General features: G+C 39.1%; 13 protein-coding genes. All 13 read left to right on the forward strand.

Annotated features, from left to right (window positions below; all coding sequences use genetic code 11):
* Positions 1 to 64: 64 nt before the first annotated feature.
* The 13 genes from recG to gshAB all read left to right on the forward strand — a co-directional run bounded on the left by recG (position 65) and on the right by gshAB (position 18264).
* Positions 65 to 2092, forward strand: coding sequence for an ATP-dependent DNA helicase RecG (recG, locus tag PYW32_RS01715; RefSeq protein WP_016176253.1), 2028 nt, complete (start codon positions 65 to 67; stop codon positions 2090 to 2092).
* A gap of 47 nt (positions 2093 to 2139) precedes the next feature.
* Positions 2140 to 3141 (forward strand): phosphate acyltransferase PlsX, encoded by a 1002-nt coding sequence (gene plsX / locus PYW32_RS01720; protein ID WP_016176252.1) that lies wholly within the window; start codon positions 2140 to 2142, stop codon positions 3139 to 3141.
* A 132-nt stretch (positions 3142 to 3273) separates the two neighbouring features.
* Positions 3274 to 3516 (forward strand): acyl carrier protein, encoded by a 243-nt coding sequence (acpP, locus tag PYW32_RS01725; protein ID WP_016176251.1) that lies wholly within the window; start codon positions 3274 to 3276, stop codon positions 3514 to 3516.
* Positions 3517 to 3737: 221 nt separating this feature from the next.
* Positions 3738 to 4751 carry an ABC transporter ATP-binding protein gene (locus PYW32_RS01730; RefSeq protein ID WP_016176250.1) on the forward strand — a complete coding sequence of 338 codons (1014 nt, stop codon included), beginning with the start codon at positions 3738 to 3740 and terminating at the stop codon, positions 4749 to 4751.
* Positions 4739 to 5683, forward strand: coding sequence for an ABC transporter ATP-binding protein (locus PYW32_RS01735; protein ID WP_016176249.1), 945 nt, complete (start codon positions 4739 to 4741; stop codon positions 5681 to 5683). The genes PYW32_RS01730 and PYW32_RS01735 overlap by 13 nt, the downstream gene beginning before the upstream one ends.
* Positions 5683 to 6645, forward strand: a complete 963-nt coding sequence (opp4B, locus tag PYW32_RS01740; protein WP_016176248.1) for an oligopeptide ABC transporter permease — start codon at positions 5683 to 5685, stop codon at positions 6643 to 6645. Before PYW32_RS01735 ends, opp4B begins: the two co-directional genes overlap by 1 nt.
* Before the next feature lie 19 nt (positions 6646 to 6664).
* On the forward strand, positions 6665 to 7582 hold the full coding sequence (locus PYW32_RS01745) for an ABC transporter permease (protein WP_016176247.1): 918 nt from the start codon (positions 6665 to 6667) through the stop codon (positions 7580 to 7582).
* A 19-nt stretch (positions 7583 to 7601) separates the two neighbouring features.
* Complete coding sequence (locus PYW32_RS01750; protein ID WP_016176246.1) at positions 7602 to 9371, forward strand: oligopeptide ABC transporter substrate-binding protein; 1770 nt, start codon at positions 7602 to 7604, stop codon at positions 9369 to 9371.
* A gap of 150 nt (positions 9372 to 9521) precedes the next feature.
* Positions 9522 to 10214 carry a ribonuclease III gene (gene rnc, locus PYW32_RS01755; protein WP_016176245.1) on the forward strand — a complete coding sequence of 231 codons (693 nt, stop codon included), beginning with the start codon at positions 9522 to 9524 and terminating at the stop codon, positions 10212 to 10214.
* 13 nt (positions 10215 to 10227) lie between these two features.
* Complete coding sequence (gene smc, locus PYW32_RS01760; protein ID WP_016176244.1) at positions 10228 to 13803, forward strand: chromosome segregation protein SMC; 3576 nt, start codon at positions 10228 to 10230, stop codon at positions 13801 to 13803.
* 12 nt (positions 13804 to 13815) lie between these two features.
* On the forward strand, positions 13816 to 14625 hold the full coding sequence (locus PYW32_RS01765; RefSeq protein WP_016176243.1) for a Cof-type HAD-IIB family hydrolase: 810 nt from the start codon (positions 13816 to 13818) through the stop codon (positions 14623 to 14625).
* Between the two features lie 13 nt (positions 14626 to 14638).
* A complete protein-coding gene (ftsY, locus tag PYW32_RS01770) occupies positions 14639 to 15880 on the forward strand; it encodes a signal recognition particle-docking protein FtsY (RefSeq protein ID WP_016176242.1) in 1242 nt (413 codons plus the stop codon).
* A gap of 122 nt (positions 15881 to 16002) precedes the next feature.
* Positions 16003 to 18264 (forward strand): bifunctional glutamate--cysteine ligase GshA/glutathione synthetase GshB, encoded by a 2262-nt coding sequence (gene gshAB, locus PYW32_RS01775; RefSeq protein WP_016176241.1) that lies wholly within the window; start codon positions 16003 to 16005, stop codon positions 18262 to 18264.
* Positions 18265 to 18291: the final 27 nt, after the last annotated feature.

Genomic DNA, 18291 nt, shown 5'->3' on the forward strand with positions numbered 1-18291 from the left:
CGAAAAGAAAGCTTGGTCAATTCACTTTGGACCAAGCTTTTTTTAGAAGAAAGGAGGACGTACGATGTTGCAAGAATCTGTTCGTGTATTAGCCGGAGTAGGAGAAAAACGTGCCAAAGATTTAGCTGATTTGGGTATCGAAACGGTCGGCGATTTGATGGCGTACTATCCTTTTCGTTATGATGATATCCAAGAAAGACGACTCGCAGAAATTCAAGACCAAGAAAAAGTGACGATAAAAGGACTTGTTGTTTCGCCACCAGTGGTCAGTCGCTTTGGATACAAAAAAACACGCCTCCAATTTCGAATGATGCAAGACCGCGATGTGTTTAGTGTGTCTTTTTTTAATCAACCCTATTTAAAAGATAAAATTGTCGTATCAGAAGATATTGCTGTCTATGGGAAATGGGATGCAAAACGCAAAACCTTAACAGGTATGAAAGTTCTCGGTAGTAATAGTGAAGGCGATTTTGCCCCTATTTATCATGTCAATAAAGCTGTACGCCAGACGACGCTGATTGATTTAATTACGAAAGCTTTTGCACAATTTGGCGATGAGATTGAAGAGAATTTACCAATTTCTTTAGTTGATAAGTATCGCTTATTGTCACGCAAAGAAGCGATGTATGCGATGCATTTCCCACGCAATCCAGACCATCATCATCAAGCCAAACGTCGGATCGTTTTTGAAGAATTTTTCTTATTCCAAATGAAAATTCAAGGTTTGAAAAAAGCGGAAAAAGCAGAAAGTAATGGCATTGCTGTCTTGTATGATATTGACCGATTAAAAGAGTTTACGCAAGGACTGCCGTTTGAGTTAACGGGTGCTCAAAAACGAGTAACCAATGAAATTTGTCGTGATTTACGTAGCCCGAAACATATGCAGCGCTTGTTGCAAGGAGACGTTGGCAGCGGGAAAACCGTGGTAGCAGCCATTGCTTTGTACGCGACCGTCACAGCAGGTTTTCAAGGAGCGCTGATGGTGCCGACAGAAATTCTAGCGCAGCAACACATGGAGAGTTTAAACCAACTCTTTCATCCTGATGAGGTGCGCGTGGCGTTGTTAACAGGTTCAACTAAAACCAAAGAACGTCGTGAAATTTTAGCCGATTTGGTGAATGGTGACATTGATATTATCGTGGGAACACATGCTTTAATTCAAGAAGGCGTGGACTTTGCAAACTTAGGATTAGTGATTACCGATGAACAACATCGTTTTGGAGTGAATCAACGACGCGTATTACGTGAAAAAGGGTTTCAACCAGATGTGTTGTTTATGACAGCTACACCAATTCCACGTACCTTAGCAATTACCGCCTATGGTGAGATGGATGTTTCGATCATTGACGAAATGCCGGCAGGACGTATTCCAGTCGAAACACGTTGGATTCGTCCCCCACAGTTGCCACAAGTATTGGAATGGACGTACCAAGAATTGAATGCGGGCCATCAGATGTATGTTATTTGTCCGTTAATCGAAGAATCAGAAACGTTGGATGTTCAAAATGCCGTAGCCATTTATGAGGAATTACAAGCTTATTTTGCGCCGAAATTTACCGTGAGTTTATTGCATGGCAAGATGAAAAATAGCGAAAAAGATGCCATTATGGAGACATTTAAAACGAATGATAGCCAAATTTTGGTTTCAACAACCGTCATTGAAGTTGGTGTCAATGTACCTAATGCTACCATGATGTTAATTATTGATGCGGATCGTTTTGGTTTGGCACAATTGCATCAGCTACGAGGTCGTGTGGGACGTGGGGCAGAAGCTTCGTATTGTGTTCTAGTGGCAAATCCCAAAAATGAAACCGGCAAAGAACGGATGAAAATCATGACAGAAACGACAAATGGTTTTGTCGTCAGTGAAAAAGACTTGGAGCTCCGCGGTCCGGGAGAAGTTTTTGGCTTCCGTCAATCAGGCTTACCGGAATTTGCTGCGGCTGATTTAGTCACCGATGCGCACATTTTAGAAGTGGCACGGAAAGAAGCACAAGCACTCTGGAAAATGGAGAATTGGGAAATTTTACCTGAGTATACCGCTCTAGCAACCTACTTAGAAAAAGAGGGCGAAAATCAATTTTTTGATTAGCTGTTATGATATACTAGGAAACGAATAAAGGAAGGAGTGCTACACACATGAAAATTGCTGTTGATGCCATGGGTGGCGACAACGCCCCTCAAGCCATTGTAGAAGGTGTCATGTTAGCGAAAAAAGAATTTTCCGATATTGAGTTTTTACTCTACGGAAAAGAAGCTGAAATTAGAAAATATATAACGGATGAAAAAAATATTACGATTATCCATACGGATGAAAAAATCAATAGTGACGATGAACCGGTAAAAGCGATTCGTCGGAAAAAACAAGCGTCTATGGTACTAGCAGCGCAAGCCGTTAAATCTGGTGAAGCAGATGCGATTTTTTCTGCTGGGAATACGGGTGCGTTATTAGCTGCAGGCTTATTTATTGTGGGACGAATTAAAGGAATTGAACGTCCAGGCTTAATGTCAACGATGCCCGTCATTGGGCAAGAAGGTGCCTTTGATATGTTAGATTTAGGCGCGAATGCGGAAAACAAAGCGGAGCATTTACTTCAATACGGTATTTTAGGTTCTTTTTATGCGCAAAATGTACGTAATATTTCAAAACCACGTGTCGCGTTGTTAAATAACGGCACAGAGGATACAAAAGGTAGTGAAGTTACGAAGAAGGCTTTTGAATTATTAAGCAACGAGCCTGCGATTCATTTTGTCGGAAATGTTGAAGCGCGCGAATTGTTAAATGGTGTTGCTGATGTTGTGGTGACAGATGGTTTTACTGGAAATGCTGTATTGAAATCGATTGAAGGAACAGCGATGAATATCATGAGTTTGTTAAAACAAGCGATTTTAGGTGCCGGTGTGAAAGGAAAACTTGGGGCGTTACTATTAAAGGATGCATTGAGCGGCTTAAAAGATGAGATGGATTATGCGAAATATGGTGGTGCTGTTTTGTTTGGACTAAAAGCACCGGTTGTTAAAACGCATGGGTCAACTGGTCCAGAAGCGGTTGCTACAACTATTCGTCAAATTCATACCATGCTTGCGACTGATGTTGTGGGCAAATTAGTACAGCAATTTGAAGAAAAAGTCTCAGAATAACGCTTTTTTTATGTAACGATAATGCAACCTTTGTCATGAAAATGCAAAAAAGCTAGACAAATGCCGAAGAAAGTCGTAAAATATGGCGTAGCTCTTTTTAGACTTTGGTCAAAAGCGTGGAGGTGAATGCAATTGACGCGTGAGGAAGTATTTACAAAAGTAGCCAATGTAATCGCAAATCACTTTGAAGTGGATCCCAATCAAGTAACGGATGCCACTAGTATTAAAGATGATTTAAATGCGGATTCTATTAGTGTAATGGAATTTGTGTTAGAATTGGAAGAAGAGTTTGGTACAGAGATTTCTGATGAAGATGCAGAACAAATCCAAACAGTCGGTGCAGCAGTAGATTATATTGCAACCCATTTAGCTTAAATAACTTTGGTGAAGATGATTGAATGTTCAGACATTTAATCATCTTCTTTTTTGTCTCTTTCGCGTTTAGGGTATTACTTGCAAATAAAAAGTCCATTCTATATAATTATTAAGAATTTGATAGAATCGTGAAAATTGGGGGAATTTCCTTTGCGTGAGGAGGTTCACTGATTTTTTTTTGGTTAAATCATTACTTTTAGAATAAGAGAGGGGAAAATAGCTTGTCAGCAGATAAACAATTACTAGATGTTCATAATCTGCATACTAGTTTCCGAATCAAAGATGATTATTTTGATGCGGTGGATGGCATCTCATTTACATTAAATCGTAACGAAATTTTAGCGATTGTAGGAGAATCTGGTTGCGGAAAAAGCACCCTAGCTACCACAATTATGGGTTTACATGATTCGTTAAAAACAAAAATTACTGGAGAAATTCTTTATAAAGAATTAAATTTAGCGAATTTAAATGAAACACTCTATAACAAAATTCGTGGTAATGATATTGGGATGATTTTCCAAGACCCATTGTCTGCGCTAAATCCTTTAATGCGGATTGAAGATCAAATCAAAGAAGGCTTATCGTACCACACATCGATGAATGCGAAAGAGCGTCAAGAACGTGCCTTGGAATTATTGGAGCAAGTCGGTATTCCAAATCCTAAACGTGTTGGTCGTCAGTACCCCCATGAATTATCGGGTGGGATGCGCCAACGTGTCATCATCGCGATTGCAATTGCTTGTAAACCACCAATTATCATTGCGGATGAACCAACAACCGCACTTGATGTGACAATTCAAGCACAAATTTTAGATTTATTAACCGATCTACAAAAAGAAACAGAATCAGGAATTATTTTAATTACCCATGACTTAGGGGTAGTTGCGGAAATGGCGGATCGCGTGGCAGTGATGTACGGCGGACAGTTTGTAGAAGTCGCAACAGCAGAAGAATTGTTTGATAATCCACAACATCCTTACACACGTTCTTTATTACAATCCATTCCTCAAGAAGATGCAGACGGTGATTTACATGTCATTGATGGCGTCGTACCTTCGTTAAAAAACATGGAACGTGAAGGTTGCCGCTTTGCACCGCGTATTTCATGGATTCCCGAAGAAGCACACGAAAAAAATCCAACGTTACATGAAGTGGCACCGGAACATTTCGTTCGTTGTACATGCTACAAACATTTCCATTTTAAAGACGAGGAGTCCGAAACATGTCAGAATTAATTACAATCAACGATCTGAAAATTCATTATCCTATTCGTAGTGGTTTTTTCAATTTAGTTACTGACCATGTCTATGCTGTAGATGGTGTTGATTTCACGATTGAAAAAGGAAAAACATACGGATTAGTGGGCGAATCAGGTTCGGGTAAATCAACTACCGGTAAAGCCATTGTGGGGCTAGAAAAAGTCACTAGTGGTTCGATTATCTATGATGGAGAAGATATTACCAAAGCAGCCACACGCAAAAAAATGAATTACAACAAAGATGTCCAAATGATTTTCCAAGATTCTATGTCGAGTTTGAATCCAAAAAAACGAGTGTTAGACATCATTGCCGAACCGTTACGCAATTTTGAACGATTGAGTGATCAAGAGGAGAAAAAGCGTGTCAAAGAACTATTAGATATTGTCGGTATGCCTGAAGATGCGCTTTACAAATATCCACATGAATTCTCAGGTGGGCAACGTCAACGTTTAGGTGTGGCACGCGCAGTTGCCTCAAATCCCAAATTAATCGTAGCCGATGAACCTGTTTCGGCATTGGATTTATCTGTACAAGCACAAGTGTTGAATTTTATGAAACGCATTCAAGAAGAATACAAGTTAAGCTACTTGTTTATTTCACATGATTTAGGTGTAGTGAAGCATATGTGTGATAACATTGCGATCATGTACAAAGGACGTTTTGTTGAGATGGGGACGCGCGAAGATATTTATACTGACCCGCAACATATTTATACGAAGCGATTATTATCAGCCATTCCACAGATTGATGTGCGCAATCGTGACGCGCATAAAGCGCAACGCCGCGCGGTCGAAAAAGAATATCAGTTACACCAAAAAGATTATTATGACGAAAACGGGCGCGTCTATGATTTAGTCGATCATACGCCGACACACAAAGTAGCGTTAAATAATGGAGGTGTAAACTAATGTGGAAAACAATTCTACGTCGTTTGATTTTGATGATTCCTCAAGTCATTATTTTGAGTTTATTGATTTTTGTCTTAGCGAAAATGATGCCGGGGGATCCGTTTACTGGATTGATTGATCCGTCAACTGATCCAGCTCGTTTAGAAGAACTGCGTCAAGCAGCTGGTTTTTATGATCCATGGTATGTTCAATATTTCCGCTGGATCAACAATGCGTTACATGGAGATTTTGGGATTAGTTACATGTATAAATATGATGTAACAACGGTCATTGGGCAACGAATTGGGAATACGGTACGTCTGTCGATTATTTCCGTTATTTTGACCTATGTGTTAGCCATTCCTTTAGGATTATATGCAGGTCGTTACCAAAATTCATGGTTTGATAAAACCGTGGTCGTGTATAACTTTATCAGTTTTGCTGTACCAACATTCGTTTTGGCTTTATTAATGGTTTATGTATTTGGTTTTAAATTAGGTTGGTTCCCAACAAGTGGCAGTGTATCAATTAACGCTGTTCCAGGAACAATCGGCTATTTTATGAGTCAAATGTATCATGTCATTTTACCAGCAATTGTCCAAGCGTTATTAGGAACGGCCGTGACTATTCAATATTTGCGTAGTGAAGTGATTGATGCCAAACAAATGGATTACGTTCGGACTGCTCGTTCAAAAGGTGTACCGACGGGCAAAGTCTTTAATCGTCACATCTTCCGTAATGCGTCTTTACCAATTGCCTCAATTTTAGGCTATGAAATCACAGGTTTGATTGCTGGTTCTGTGATGATTGAACAAATTTTCAGTTATCCAGGAATCGGAAACTTATTCATTTCTAGTATCAACCAACGCGATTATTCAGTGATTACGGCGTTAATCTTATTGTTTGGTTTAGCAACCTTAATTGGTACGTTGTTATCAGATATTATTATGAGTATTGTCAATCCACGAATTCGAGTACAGTAAAATGGGAGGAACGTCACGAATGTCAACAGAACAAACAACGCAACAAGAAGCAGTGTCTATTCCACCCATGGGAATACGAATGATTGCTCGAGAATTTAAAAAAGATAAATTGGCAATGTTCTCATTGTCACTATTAATTGTTATTTTGCTATTTGCCTTCATTGGCGCGCTAGTTTTAGATCAAGAGACTGTAACTAAAATAAATATTTTAGACCGTTTTGCTCGTCCTGGAGATGTTTCAATGACTGGACACAAATATCTTCTAGGGACAGATGAAGGTGGTCGTGATATATTTGGGTTATTAGTATTTGGTGCTCGTAATTCCATCTTTATTGGTTTTTCAATTACGATTATTACGTCAATTATTGGGGTCTTTGTCGGATTGATTGCCGGTTATTATGGTGGGTTTATCGATAGTCTGATTATGCGTGTGGTCGATTTTATTATGATTTTACCAATCATGTTAATCATCATTGTCTTAGTGACGATTGTTCCTCGTTACAATGCGTTAACATTGGTATGGATTATGTCGGCATTTTATTGGGTCGGCAAAGCCCGTCTATTTCGTGCCAAAACATTATCAGAATCTAGACGTGACTATATCAGTGCGTCAAAAACGTTAGGAACATCTGATTTTAAAATTATTTTCCGTGAATTGTTGCCAAACGTTAGTTCATTGATTATTACGAATTTAACAATGAACTTTGCGGCAAATATCGGAATTGAAACTAGTTTAACGTTCTTAGGATTTGGTTTGCCAGCAAAAACACCAAGTTTAGGAACTTTGACTGCGTATGCGAATAATTCAGAGACATTGGCTAACCGCCCCTGGATTTGGGTTCCCGCATCATTGTTAATTCTAGTCTTAATGTTAAGTATTAATTATGTCGGTCAAGCGTTAAAACGTGCTGCCGATGCACGTCAACGTTTAGGTTAAAAATAAGGAGGACACACAAATGAAGAAAAAAACACTATTTGGTTTAGTCACTGTTGCAGGATTATCCCTGACACTTGCTGCGTGCAGCAACAATAAACCAACTGAAACCAAAAATCCAGGTGAGAAGAAAGAACATCATTTTTCTCCGACTGTAAAAAATCAAGGGGAAGCGATTAAAGGGCAAACATTAGAAATCGCACAAGTGTCATCGAATGATTTCACAGGTATCTTCTCACGAACATTTGCAACCAATACGCTAGATTCAAGTTTCTTTGAACCAGCAGATGAACCATTATTTACCTATGATGAAAACTTACGTGTGCGTGATGGTGCTGCTGCAGTAAAATTTGATGAAGCGAAAAAACAAGTTCGTTTAACGTTACGCGACAACTTAAAATGGAACGATGGCGAAGATGTCACAGCTGACGATATTGTCTTTACGTATGAAGTGATTGCTGACAAAGATTACGATGGGGTACGTTACAATAACAACATCCGTAACATCGTAGGTATTGAAGATTACCATGATGGGAAAGCTGATACTATTTCTGGTATCGAAAAAATCAATGATAAAGAAGTTGTCATTACGTATAAAGAATTCACACCATCAATGCTACAAGGTGGCGGTGGCGTGTGGAGTTCAGTAATGCCAAAACACGTCTTTGAGAATATCCCGGTGAAAGATATGGAAGCTTCTGATGCTGTACGTAAAAATCCTGTGTCATTTGGTCCTTATTATGTAAGTAAAATCGTTCCAGGAGAATCAGTAGAGTTTTTACCGAATGAACATTATTATGGCGAACAACCTAAACTAGATAAAATTGTCATGAAAAAAGTGCCAACCGCTTCTGCTACAGCATCAATTGCAGCGAAAGAATATGACATTTATTCAGGCATGCCAACCGCAGAATATACATCTTGGCAAAATTCAGAAGGCTATGATATTTTAGGACAACAACAAACTTCGTATAACTACATTGGCTTCAAAATGGGGCATTGGGATGCCAAAGAAGCGAAAAATATCTATAACCCTGAAGCAAAAATGGCCAACAAAGAATTACGCCAAGCCATTGGGTATGCGATTGATAATGAAACAATTGCCAATCAGTTATACAATGGGTTACAAGTACGTGCCAATTCTTTAATCGTACCAGCATTTACAAACTTACACGATGATTCGTTTGAAGGGTACACTTACAGTCCAGAAAAAGCCAATGAGTTATTAGATAAAGCTGGCTTCAAAGATACAAACGATGATGGTATCCGTGAAGATCCAGAAGGCAAGCCATTTAAAATTAATTTTGCTTTCCGTGATGGCGGCGATACTGCACAAGCATTAGCAGAATATTATATTCAACAATGGTTTGAAGTGGGCTTAGATGTGGAATTAACTTCTGGTCGTTTAATCGAAGTGAACTCTTTCTATGAAATGTTAGAAAAAGATGATCCGAAAATTGATATGTACCAAGCAGGTTGGTCAACAGGGTATGATCCAAATCCAACAGGCTTATACAGTGAAACAAGCGCGTTTAACTACACACGTTTTGTCTCTGAGAAAAACGAACAACTGTTAAATGCTCTTTCAAGTACCGAAGCATTAGACCCAGCAAAAGCGAAACAACTCTATGGTGAGTGGCAAGCATATGCTTTTGATGAAGCCTATGTCATTCCAACAACATATGTTTATGAAGTAGTACCAGTAGCAGAACGTGTGACAGGTTACGATATTTCGCGTGATTTAGATCATTACGTCTATGCTGATTTAGGGGTAACTGCTGAAAAACGTTAAATCAATCAAAAAACCGCTAGTTTGTGAGCTAGCGGTTTTTTGTGATAAAGGATTAAATTTTCCACACGATTGTACGTCAATCGTTTCCTAATTAAGGAAAAAACAGTATAATGGAACAGTGTGAATAAAAAGAATAAAGGAATGGAACGAATGGATAATCAGTTAATCAACGAACTAAAAGAAAAGTTTAACATTGTATTTCGCGATGTTAGTTTACTGGAACAGGCATTTACCCATTCATCTTATGTGAATGAGCACCGTAATTTACAATTATCTGATAATGAACGTTTAGAATTTTTAGGCGATGCTGTGTTAGAATTATTAGTTTCACGCTTTTTGTACAATCAATTTCCAACTGTACCAGAAGGTCGTTTAACGAAATTACGCGCAGCAATTGTTAGAGAAGATAGTTTAGCCAAATTTGCCAAAGAATGTCATTTTGACCGTTATATCCGTCTTGGTAAAGGAGAAGAAAATTCAGGTGGACGCAATCGTCCGTCATTGTTGTGTGATTTGTTTGAGTCATTTTTAGGGGCACTCTATCTGGATCAAGGGTTAAAAGCAGTGCATGAATTTTTAGGCAAAATTGTGTTTCCAAAAGTCAAAGCAGGTGCTTTTTCACATGAGATGGATCATAAAACCCGTTTACAAGAAGTGTTACAACGTTCAGGCGATGTCTTAATTGACTACCGTCTTGTGAAAGAAGAAGGACCCGCACATGAACGATTGTTTTGGACAGAAGTTTTTTGTGATGGCCAATTAATTGGTAAAGGTCACGGAAAATCAAAAAAATTAGCAGAACAAGATGCCGCAGCCAACGCGCTTGGGCATTTAGAAGAATGAGTGAGGAAACTAGGTGTATTTAAAACGAATTGAGATAGCTGGTTTTAAATCATTTGCTGATCGAACAGTCATTGATTTTGAAAATAGTGTAACAGCTGTCGTAGGACCAAATGGAAGTGGAAAAAGTAATATTACCGAAGCGATTCGTTGGGTATTAGGTGAGCAATCAGCAAAAAATTTACGTGGGGGAAAAATGCCCGATATTATTTTTGCCGGTTCTGATTCACGTAAACCTTTAAATATCGCAGAAGTAACCGTTGTTTTGGACAATACCGATAACTATCTACCACTCGATTACAGTGAAGTCAGTGTGACTCGTCGCTTACGTCGTACAGGAGAGAGTGACTTTTTCTTAAACAAGCAAAGTTGTCGTTTAAGAGATATTCAAGAATTATTTATGGACTCTGGCTTAGGGAAAGAGTCCTTTTCCATTATTTCGCAAGGAAAAGTCGAAGCGATTTTCAGTAGCAAACCAGAAGAGCGTCGGGGAATTTTTGAAGAAGCAGCCGGTGTCTTAAAATACAAACAACGAAAAAAACAAGCGGAACAAAAATTATTTCAAACAGAAGATAATTTAAGTCGCGTGCAAGATATTGTCTATGAATTAGAAGATCAACTAGCACCGTTAGCAGAACAAAGTAAAACGGCGCAGCTTTATTTAGAATTAAAAGAACAATTTACCCAAATTGATGTCGCCTATACAGTAGCAGAAATGAAAGAAGCCAAAGCTGTTTGGGAGGATGCACAGGAACAATTTGATCAATTGAATGACCAGTTAGAAACGATTGCGCAAGCGATTCATACCGAAGAAACGCAACTGCAAGAATGGCGATTGCGTCGTAGTACATTGGATCAAGCATTAGAAGACGGCAACCAAAAACATTTACGCGTAGTTGAAGCGTTAAAACAAGCAGAAGGACAACAAGAAGTCTTGTTGGAACGTTCGAAACATACGCAAAAAAGTAATCAAGAATACCAAGATAGTTTAGACGAAGTTTCAGAAAAAATCAGTGAGTTAGAAGATGAAAAAACGCAATTAATTCAGGAATTGTCGCAAAAAAATGGGCAAGTCCAACAAATGGAAAAACAGATTGCAGAAGCTGAAACAGAATTATCGAAATACCAAAGATCAACCAAAGAAGTCATTGCTGAATTGCGTGGACAATATGTGGATGCGATGCAAGAACAAGCCAATACTGGCAATGAGCTAAAATATTTAGAACGCCAATACCAACAAGAAATGGCGAAAAATCAACATGGGTTGGAAAAACAACAAACGATTACCGCCGATGTGACAGCCAAAGAGCAACAATTACAGCAATTGACCGAAGCTTTAACAATTGCACAACAACAGCTAACCGAGCAACGAAGTACGTATGTTCAGACGAAAGAAAAAGTTCAACTGAACCAACAACATTTTGCAGAAGCACAAAAGAAAATGTATCAGTTGATGAACGAGTTGCAACAAGTGAAAGCACGTCAAAAGAGCTTACAAGACATTCAAGAAAACTATACGGGATTTTATCAAGGTGTTCGTTTAGTTTTACAACATAAACAAGAATTAACGGGGATTGTGGGTGCTGTTGCCGAATTAATAGATGTCCCGTCAACTTACGCTTTAGCGATTGAAACAGCTTTAGGTGGAGCGGCGCAACATATTGTGGTAGAAAATGAACGCGATGCCCGTGCTGGTATCACATTCTTAAAACAACAGCGTGGTGGACGTGCAACCTTTTTACCGATGACGACGATTAAACCGCGGAGCATTTCAGAAGCGGTACGACGCCAAGCGGAAACGGTCGATGGTTTTTTAGGTGTAGCCAGTGAATTAGTCACGTATCCTGAAACCATCCAAATGATTGTTGAAAATTTATTAGGCCCAATTCTGATTGCCGAAGATTTAGAAAGTGCGAATGCCTTAGCGCGTGCTTTGCAATTCCGTTATCGCATCGTTTCTTTAGATGGCGACGTGATGAATGCGGGTGGTTCAATGACCGGTGGTGCAACGAAACGTGGCAATCAAAGCAATTTATTTGGACAAACCAATGAGTTGCAACAACTTAAAGAACAAGCAGAACAATTAGACCAACGTTTGCAAGTGACAGAAAAACAAGTCCGACAATTTGAAGAAGCAACAAAAGATGCCCAAGGTCGCTTAGAAGAATTACGTGAATTAGGCGAAACCGCACGCATGAAAGAACAAGAATTGTTGAACAAACAACAACATATGCAAACGGAATTGGAACGTTTGACGAAAGAGCAACAAATTTTTGCTTTTGAAAACCGTGAAGTACAAGCGTTCTTTGAAGACTATCATGAACAAAAAGAAGAGTTAACTGCGCGTCAAGCCACTGTGGAAAAACAATTGGCAAAAATTAATGCAGAAATCCAAGAACTAGGTGCGCAAGAAGATTTAATCGAAGAAAAACGTGCCACGTTAAGTCAAGAATTAGCAACCTTGAAAGCCGAGTTTGCTGTCAACAAAGAACAGGCGACACATCTACAACAAAAAATTGTTGCTGTGAATCAAACGATTGACGAACAGACAACGCGCCAAACATCTTTGGAGCGTCAACTGGCAGCCTTGTCGATGGATTTTTCTGATCATGAAATGACCGAAGAATCGTTGCAAAAACAAGTTACTGAACTAAGAGCGCGCAAAGAAGATTTACAAGCAAGTTTACAAGAAACGCGTGAAGAACGTTATCGTTTGCAACAAGAGATTACGAATAAAGATGAACAATTAAGTCAATTGAACATCAATCAAAAAGAAACGATGGCGTTAAAAACGAAAGTCGAAGTGGAAAAAAATCGGGCGGAAATTTTACTGGATAATCGTTTGCATTATTTGCAAGAAGACTATCATTTGACATTTGAAGCAGCCGAATTCAAATACCCTGCAGTAGAAAAAACAGCCGAAGTCAAACGTGAAATTCAAGGGTTACGTCGACGCATTGATAGTTTGGGGCCAGTCAACTTGAATGCAATTGAATTGTACCAACAAGTCAAAGAGCGTCATGAATTTTTAACGAGCCAACGCGATGATTTATTAGCCGCAAAAGACCAATTATTTGATACAATGTCAGAAATGGATGAAGAAGTCAAAACACGTTTCAAAGAAGTGTTTGAAGGCATTCGTCAGAAATTCAAAGTCGTTTTCCCCAATATGTTTGGTGGTGGACGTGCAGAATTAGTGTTAACAGACCCAACTGATTTATTGAATACCGGAATTGAAATTGAAGCTCAACCACCAGGGAAAAAGTTGCAAAATTTAAGTTTACTTTCTGGAGGCGAACGCGCGCTAACTGCGATTGCGTTACTGTTCTCCATTATTCAAGTTCGCCCAGTACCGTTTTGTGTCCTTGATGAAGTGGAAGCAGCACTGGATGAAGCTAATGTCATGCGTTTTGGTCATTATTTACAAACATTCCAAAACGATACTCAATTTATTGTGGTGACACATCGTAAAGGGACCATGGAAGCTGCCAACGTATTGTATGGGGTGACGATGGAAGAATCCGGTGTATCGAAAATTGTTTCGGTACGTTTAGAAGATGTGACCGATGAAGGAAAGATTACAAAAGCGTAGAAGGAGAAATTCATGATTAAGTTAATTGCAATTGATTTAGATGGTACGTTACTTGATGGACAAAAACGCATTTCCGAACGAAACAAACAGGCTCTCCAACAAGCTAAAGCGCAAGGTGTAAAAGTCGTGTTGTGTACGGGTCGTCCGTTACGTGCGATTGAACCATTTTTACACGAATTGGCTTTACAAGATGAAGGTGATTACAGCATTACCTTTAATGGTGGGTTAGTACAAAAAAATGATACCGGTGAAGTGATGGAACGGGCAACATTAGAGGTTTCGGATGTGCAATCATTGGTTGCTTTAGCCGAAGAATTGGATTTACCAATGGACGTGTTGTCACATGATACGGTGATTATTTTAGATCCGTCAAAAAATCATAAAACATTGTACCCAGAACTATCGCCATTATTGCATCGTGAAACAGCTAAAGCAGCTGAATTGCCAGTTGATCGTTTGTATAATAAAGTCGTGGTTGGTTACCATCCGGAATATTTAGATGAACAAATTAAAAAAATTCCGGCAGCTGTTCGCGAACAATATGAAGTGATTAAAACACGTGAAAATTTATTGGAATTTATGCCAAAAGGAATTACCAAAGCGTATGGCATTTCATTGCTTGCGAAAGATTTAGGTATCGAACAAGCCGAAGTGATGTGTATTGGTGACGAAGAAAATGATTTGCCAATGATTGAATACGCAGGAATCGGTGTGGCGATGGAAAATGCCATTCCACGGGTCAAAGCGATTGCGGACGTCGTAACGGATTCTAACGAAGCAGACGGCGTTGCCAAAGTCGTTGAAAAATACGTATTACGATAAGGAGTGAAAAAATATGGGGTTATTTGATAAGATTAAGAGCGCCTTTATTCGTGACAAGCAAAAAGAGCAAGAAGTGGAAGAACTTGAAACAGAAGAAGTTGTCGAAGAAGAACCCATTGATGTGGTTGATGAGACGACAATAGAGGTGACCACTGAAGAAACAGAAGCAATCGAAGAAGTCGAAGAAATTTCTGAAGTGATGCCCGAAGTAGACATCGTTGAAGCAACCATTGAAGAAAGCCAAGCAATTGAAGAAGTTGCCGAAGTAGAATTGGAACCAATCGTTGCGTCTGAGCCTACACCAGAACCAGTTGCGACACAAGAAAAATACGACAAAGGTCTAGCGAAAACACGTAAAACCTTCAAACAACGGATGAATGAATTATTTGCGAATTTCCGTTCTGTCGATGAAGATTTCTTTGAAGAAGTGGAAGAAACATTAATTAGTGCCGATGTTGGTTTTGAAACATCTATGCGAATTGCTGATGAATTACGTCAAGAAGTCAAATTGCGTAACGCGAAAAAACCAGGTGCTGTTCAAAATGCGATTATTGAAAAATTAGTCGATTTATATGAAGAAGAAGGCTTGAATGAAGTCAATGAATTGAACCTTCAACCAAATGGATTATCGGTCTTCTTATTTGTAGGCGTTAATGGTGTTGGGAAAACGACGAGCATTGGTAAACTAGCAAACCAATACCGCGAACAAGGGAAAAAAGTGTTACTCGCTGCAGCCGATACTTTCCGTGCAGGCGCGATTGACCAATTAGTTGTTTGGGGTGAGCGTGCGCAAGTCGAAGTGGTTCGTGGGAAAGCAGGCGGTGATCCAGCCGCGGTCGTTTTTGATGCGATGCAACGTGCGAAAGAAGAAAACGCCGATGTGCTTTTAGTAGATACCGCAGGACGTTTGCAAAATAAAGTCAACTTAATGAATGAGTTGGATAAAATTAAGCGAATCATTCAACGTGTTGACCCCGAAGCACCACATGAAGTACTCCTTGTTTTAGACGCAACAACAGGACAAAATGCGATGACACAAGCCAAACAATTTAAGGAAACAACGGATGTGACTGGTTTAGTTTTAACCAAACTAGATGGTACAGCCAAAGGTGGGATTGTGTTAGCTATCCGTAATGAATTACACTTACCTGTGAAACTGGTGGGATTAGGTGAAGGAATAGATGATTTAGAACCATTTAATCCAAATGATTTTGTGGTAGGACTGTTCAAAGAACTATTGCAAGAAGAATATTAAACATCAGACAGCTGAGAAATCGGCTGTCTTTTTTTGAGAAAAAGAGACAAAAAGTAAGCAAGTCTTTTCAGTTGTTGATATAATACGGATAATTCATTGCTCGAAAGAAGGGAAACTTACTTATGAAGATTCAACAACTCTTAGAAAAAAAAGAACTACATCCCTATTTGTTAAAAGTTCGTTATGGTATGGAAAAAGAAAGTCAACGTGTCACACTATCTGGGGATTTAGTGGCGACGGATTATCCAGAAACACTGGGCAACCGTACACATCATCCGTATATTCAAACAGATTTTGCTGAAACCCAAATGGAGTTAATTACACCAGTAACAGAAAGTATTCCAGAATTATTTCGCTATTTAGCAGCAATTCACGATGTTGCCTATCGATCAATGGATGCAGAAGAAATGTTGTGGCCGTTAAGCATGCCGCCTGCATTACCTGAAAAAGATGAAGAAATTATCATCGCAAAGTTAGCTAACTTTGAAGATGTTTTATATCGTCGTTATTTGGCAAAAACATATGGTCGTCGCAAACAAATGGTCAGCGGGATTCACTTTAATTTTGAATTTAGTGATACCCTGATTCGTAAATTATTTGAGGCACAGACCGAAGCAACGGATTACCAACAATTTAAAACGGATATTTATTTAAAAGTGACACGCAATTATTTACATTATCGTTGGTTAATCACTTATTTCTTTGGTGCAACGCCTACAAGTGAAGCACGTTATTTTGTCGATGAAAAAGGACCTGAAGAACCGGTTCGTAGTATTCGCAACAGTATGTACGGATACAAAAACCATGAAGATGTCCAAGTAACCTATGCAACCATTCAAGCGTATCTTGCTGATATTGATCGCATGGTGGAAGAAGGCAAACTATCTGAAGAAAAAGAATTTTATGCACCGGTACGTTTACGTGGTGGTAAAAAAGTAGCGGATTTAGCAGATGCGGGCATTCGTTACATTGAATTGCGCAACATTGATTTAAATCCTTTTGAAAAATATGGCATTAGTGAAATGCAAGTTGAATGTTTACATGTCTTTTTATTGTTCTTATTATGGAAAGATGAAGGTACTGATGCGGATGCGTGGGTAGCAGAAGGCGATGAAAAAGAAAATATTGTCACGTTGGAACATCCATTAAAACCAACCGTCTTTATCGAAGAAGCCAGAGCATTGGTGGCAGAATTGGCCGCGTTTATTGATAAGTTAGCTTTACCTGTTTCTAAGAATTTAATTGCAGATTTAGAAGAAAAACTGGCGTCTCCTGAGAAAACATTGGCAGGACGTTTGTATCTAGCTAGCCAACAAACGAGTCAAAAAGAACTAGCTGTGACACAAGGAAAAATATACCATGACCACGCATGGGAGCGTCCGTATCAATTAGCCGGTTTCCGTGGCATGGAATTATCGACACAAATTTTATTGTTTGATGCGATTCAAAAAGGGATTCAAGTCGAAGTTCTTGATGAAAGCGACCAATTTTTAAAACTTAAAGTCGGTGACAACATAGAGTATGTGAAAAATGCCAATATGACTAGTAAAGACAACTACATTGTACCGTTAATCATGGCGAATAAAACGGTGACGAAAAAAGTTTTAGCAAGTGCCGGTTTCCGTGTGCCAGCTGGTCGAGAATTTGATGACAAAGAAGCCGCCTTACAAGGATATGCAGAATTTGCCGAGCAAGGTTTTGTGGTCAAACCAAAAACAACGAATTACGGATTAGGTATTTCTATTTTTAAAGATGGTGCTTCTTTTGAAGACTATCAAGAAGCTGTAGAGATTGCCTTTTCAGAAGATACCTCCATTTTGGTGGAAGAATTTTTACCAGGAACAGAATACCGTTTCTTTGTATTAGCAGGAGAAACCAAAGCGATTATGTTGCGTGTACCAGCAAACGTTAAAGGGGATGGGGTGCATACGATCGAAGAATTAGTCGCCAAGAAAAACGAAGATCCGTTACGTGGGACTGACCATCGTGCGCCGCTTGAATTAATTCAATTAGGTAGTATTGAAAAATTAATGCTGAAAGAACAAGGATATACAGTGGAATCTGTACCTGAAGACGGGACAATCGTTTACTTACGTGAAAATTCAAATATTAGTACTGGTGGCGACTCAATTGATATGACTAAAGAAATTCCAGAAGCGTATCAAAAAGTAGCGGCGGCCGCTGTCGAAGCATTAGGGGCTGTTATTTGTGGGATTGATTTAATTATTCCAGACAAAAATCGTCCAGCCGATGAACCCGGGGCTTATGGGATTATTGAAGCCAATTTTAATCCAGCAATGCACATGCATATGTATTCCTACCAAGGGCAAAGCCGTCGTTTAACGATGGATGTGTTAAATTTATTATTTCCAGAAGTAATGTAAAAGCAACGTGAGGGCTGTGAAAACAGC

Source organism: Enterococcus saccharolyticus subsp. saccharolyticus (assembly GCF_029023825.1).
GTDB classification, from domain to species: Bacteria; Bacillota; Bacilli; order Lactobacillales; family Enterococcaceae; genus Enterococcus_F; species Enterococcus_F saccharolyticus.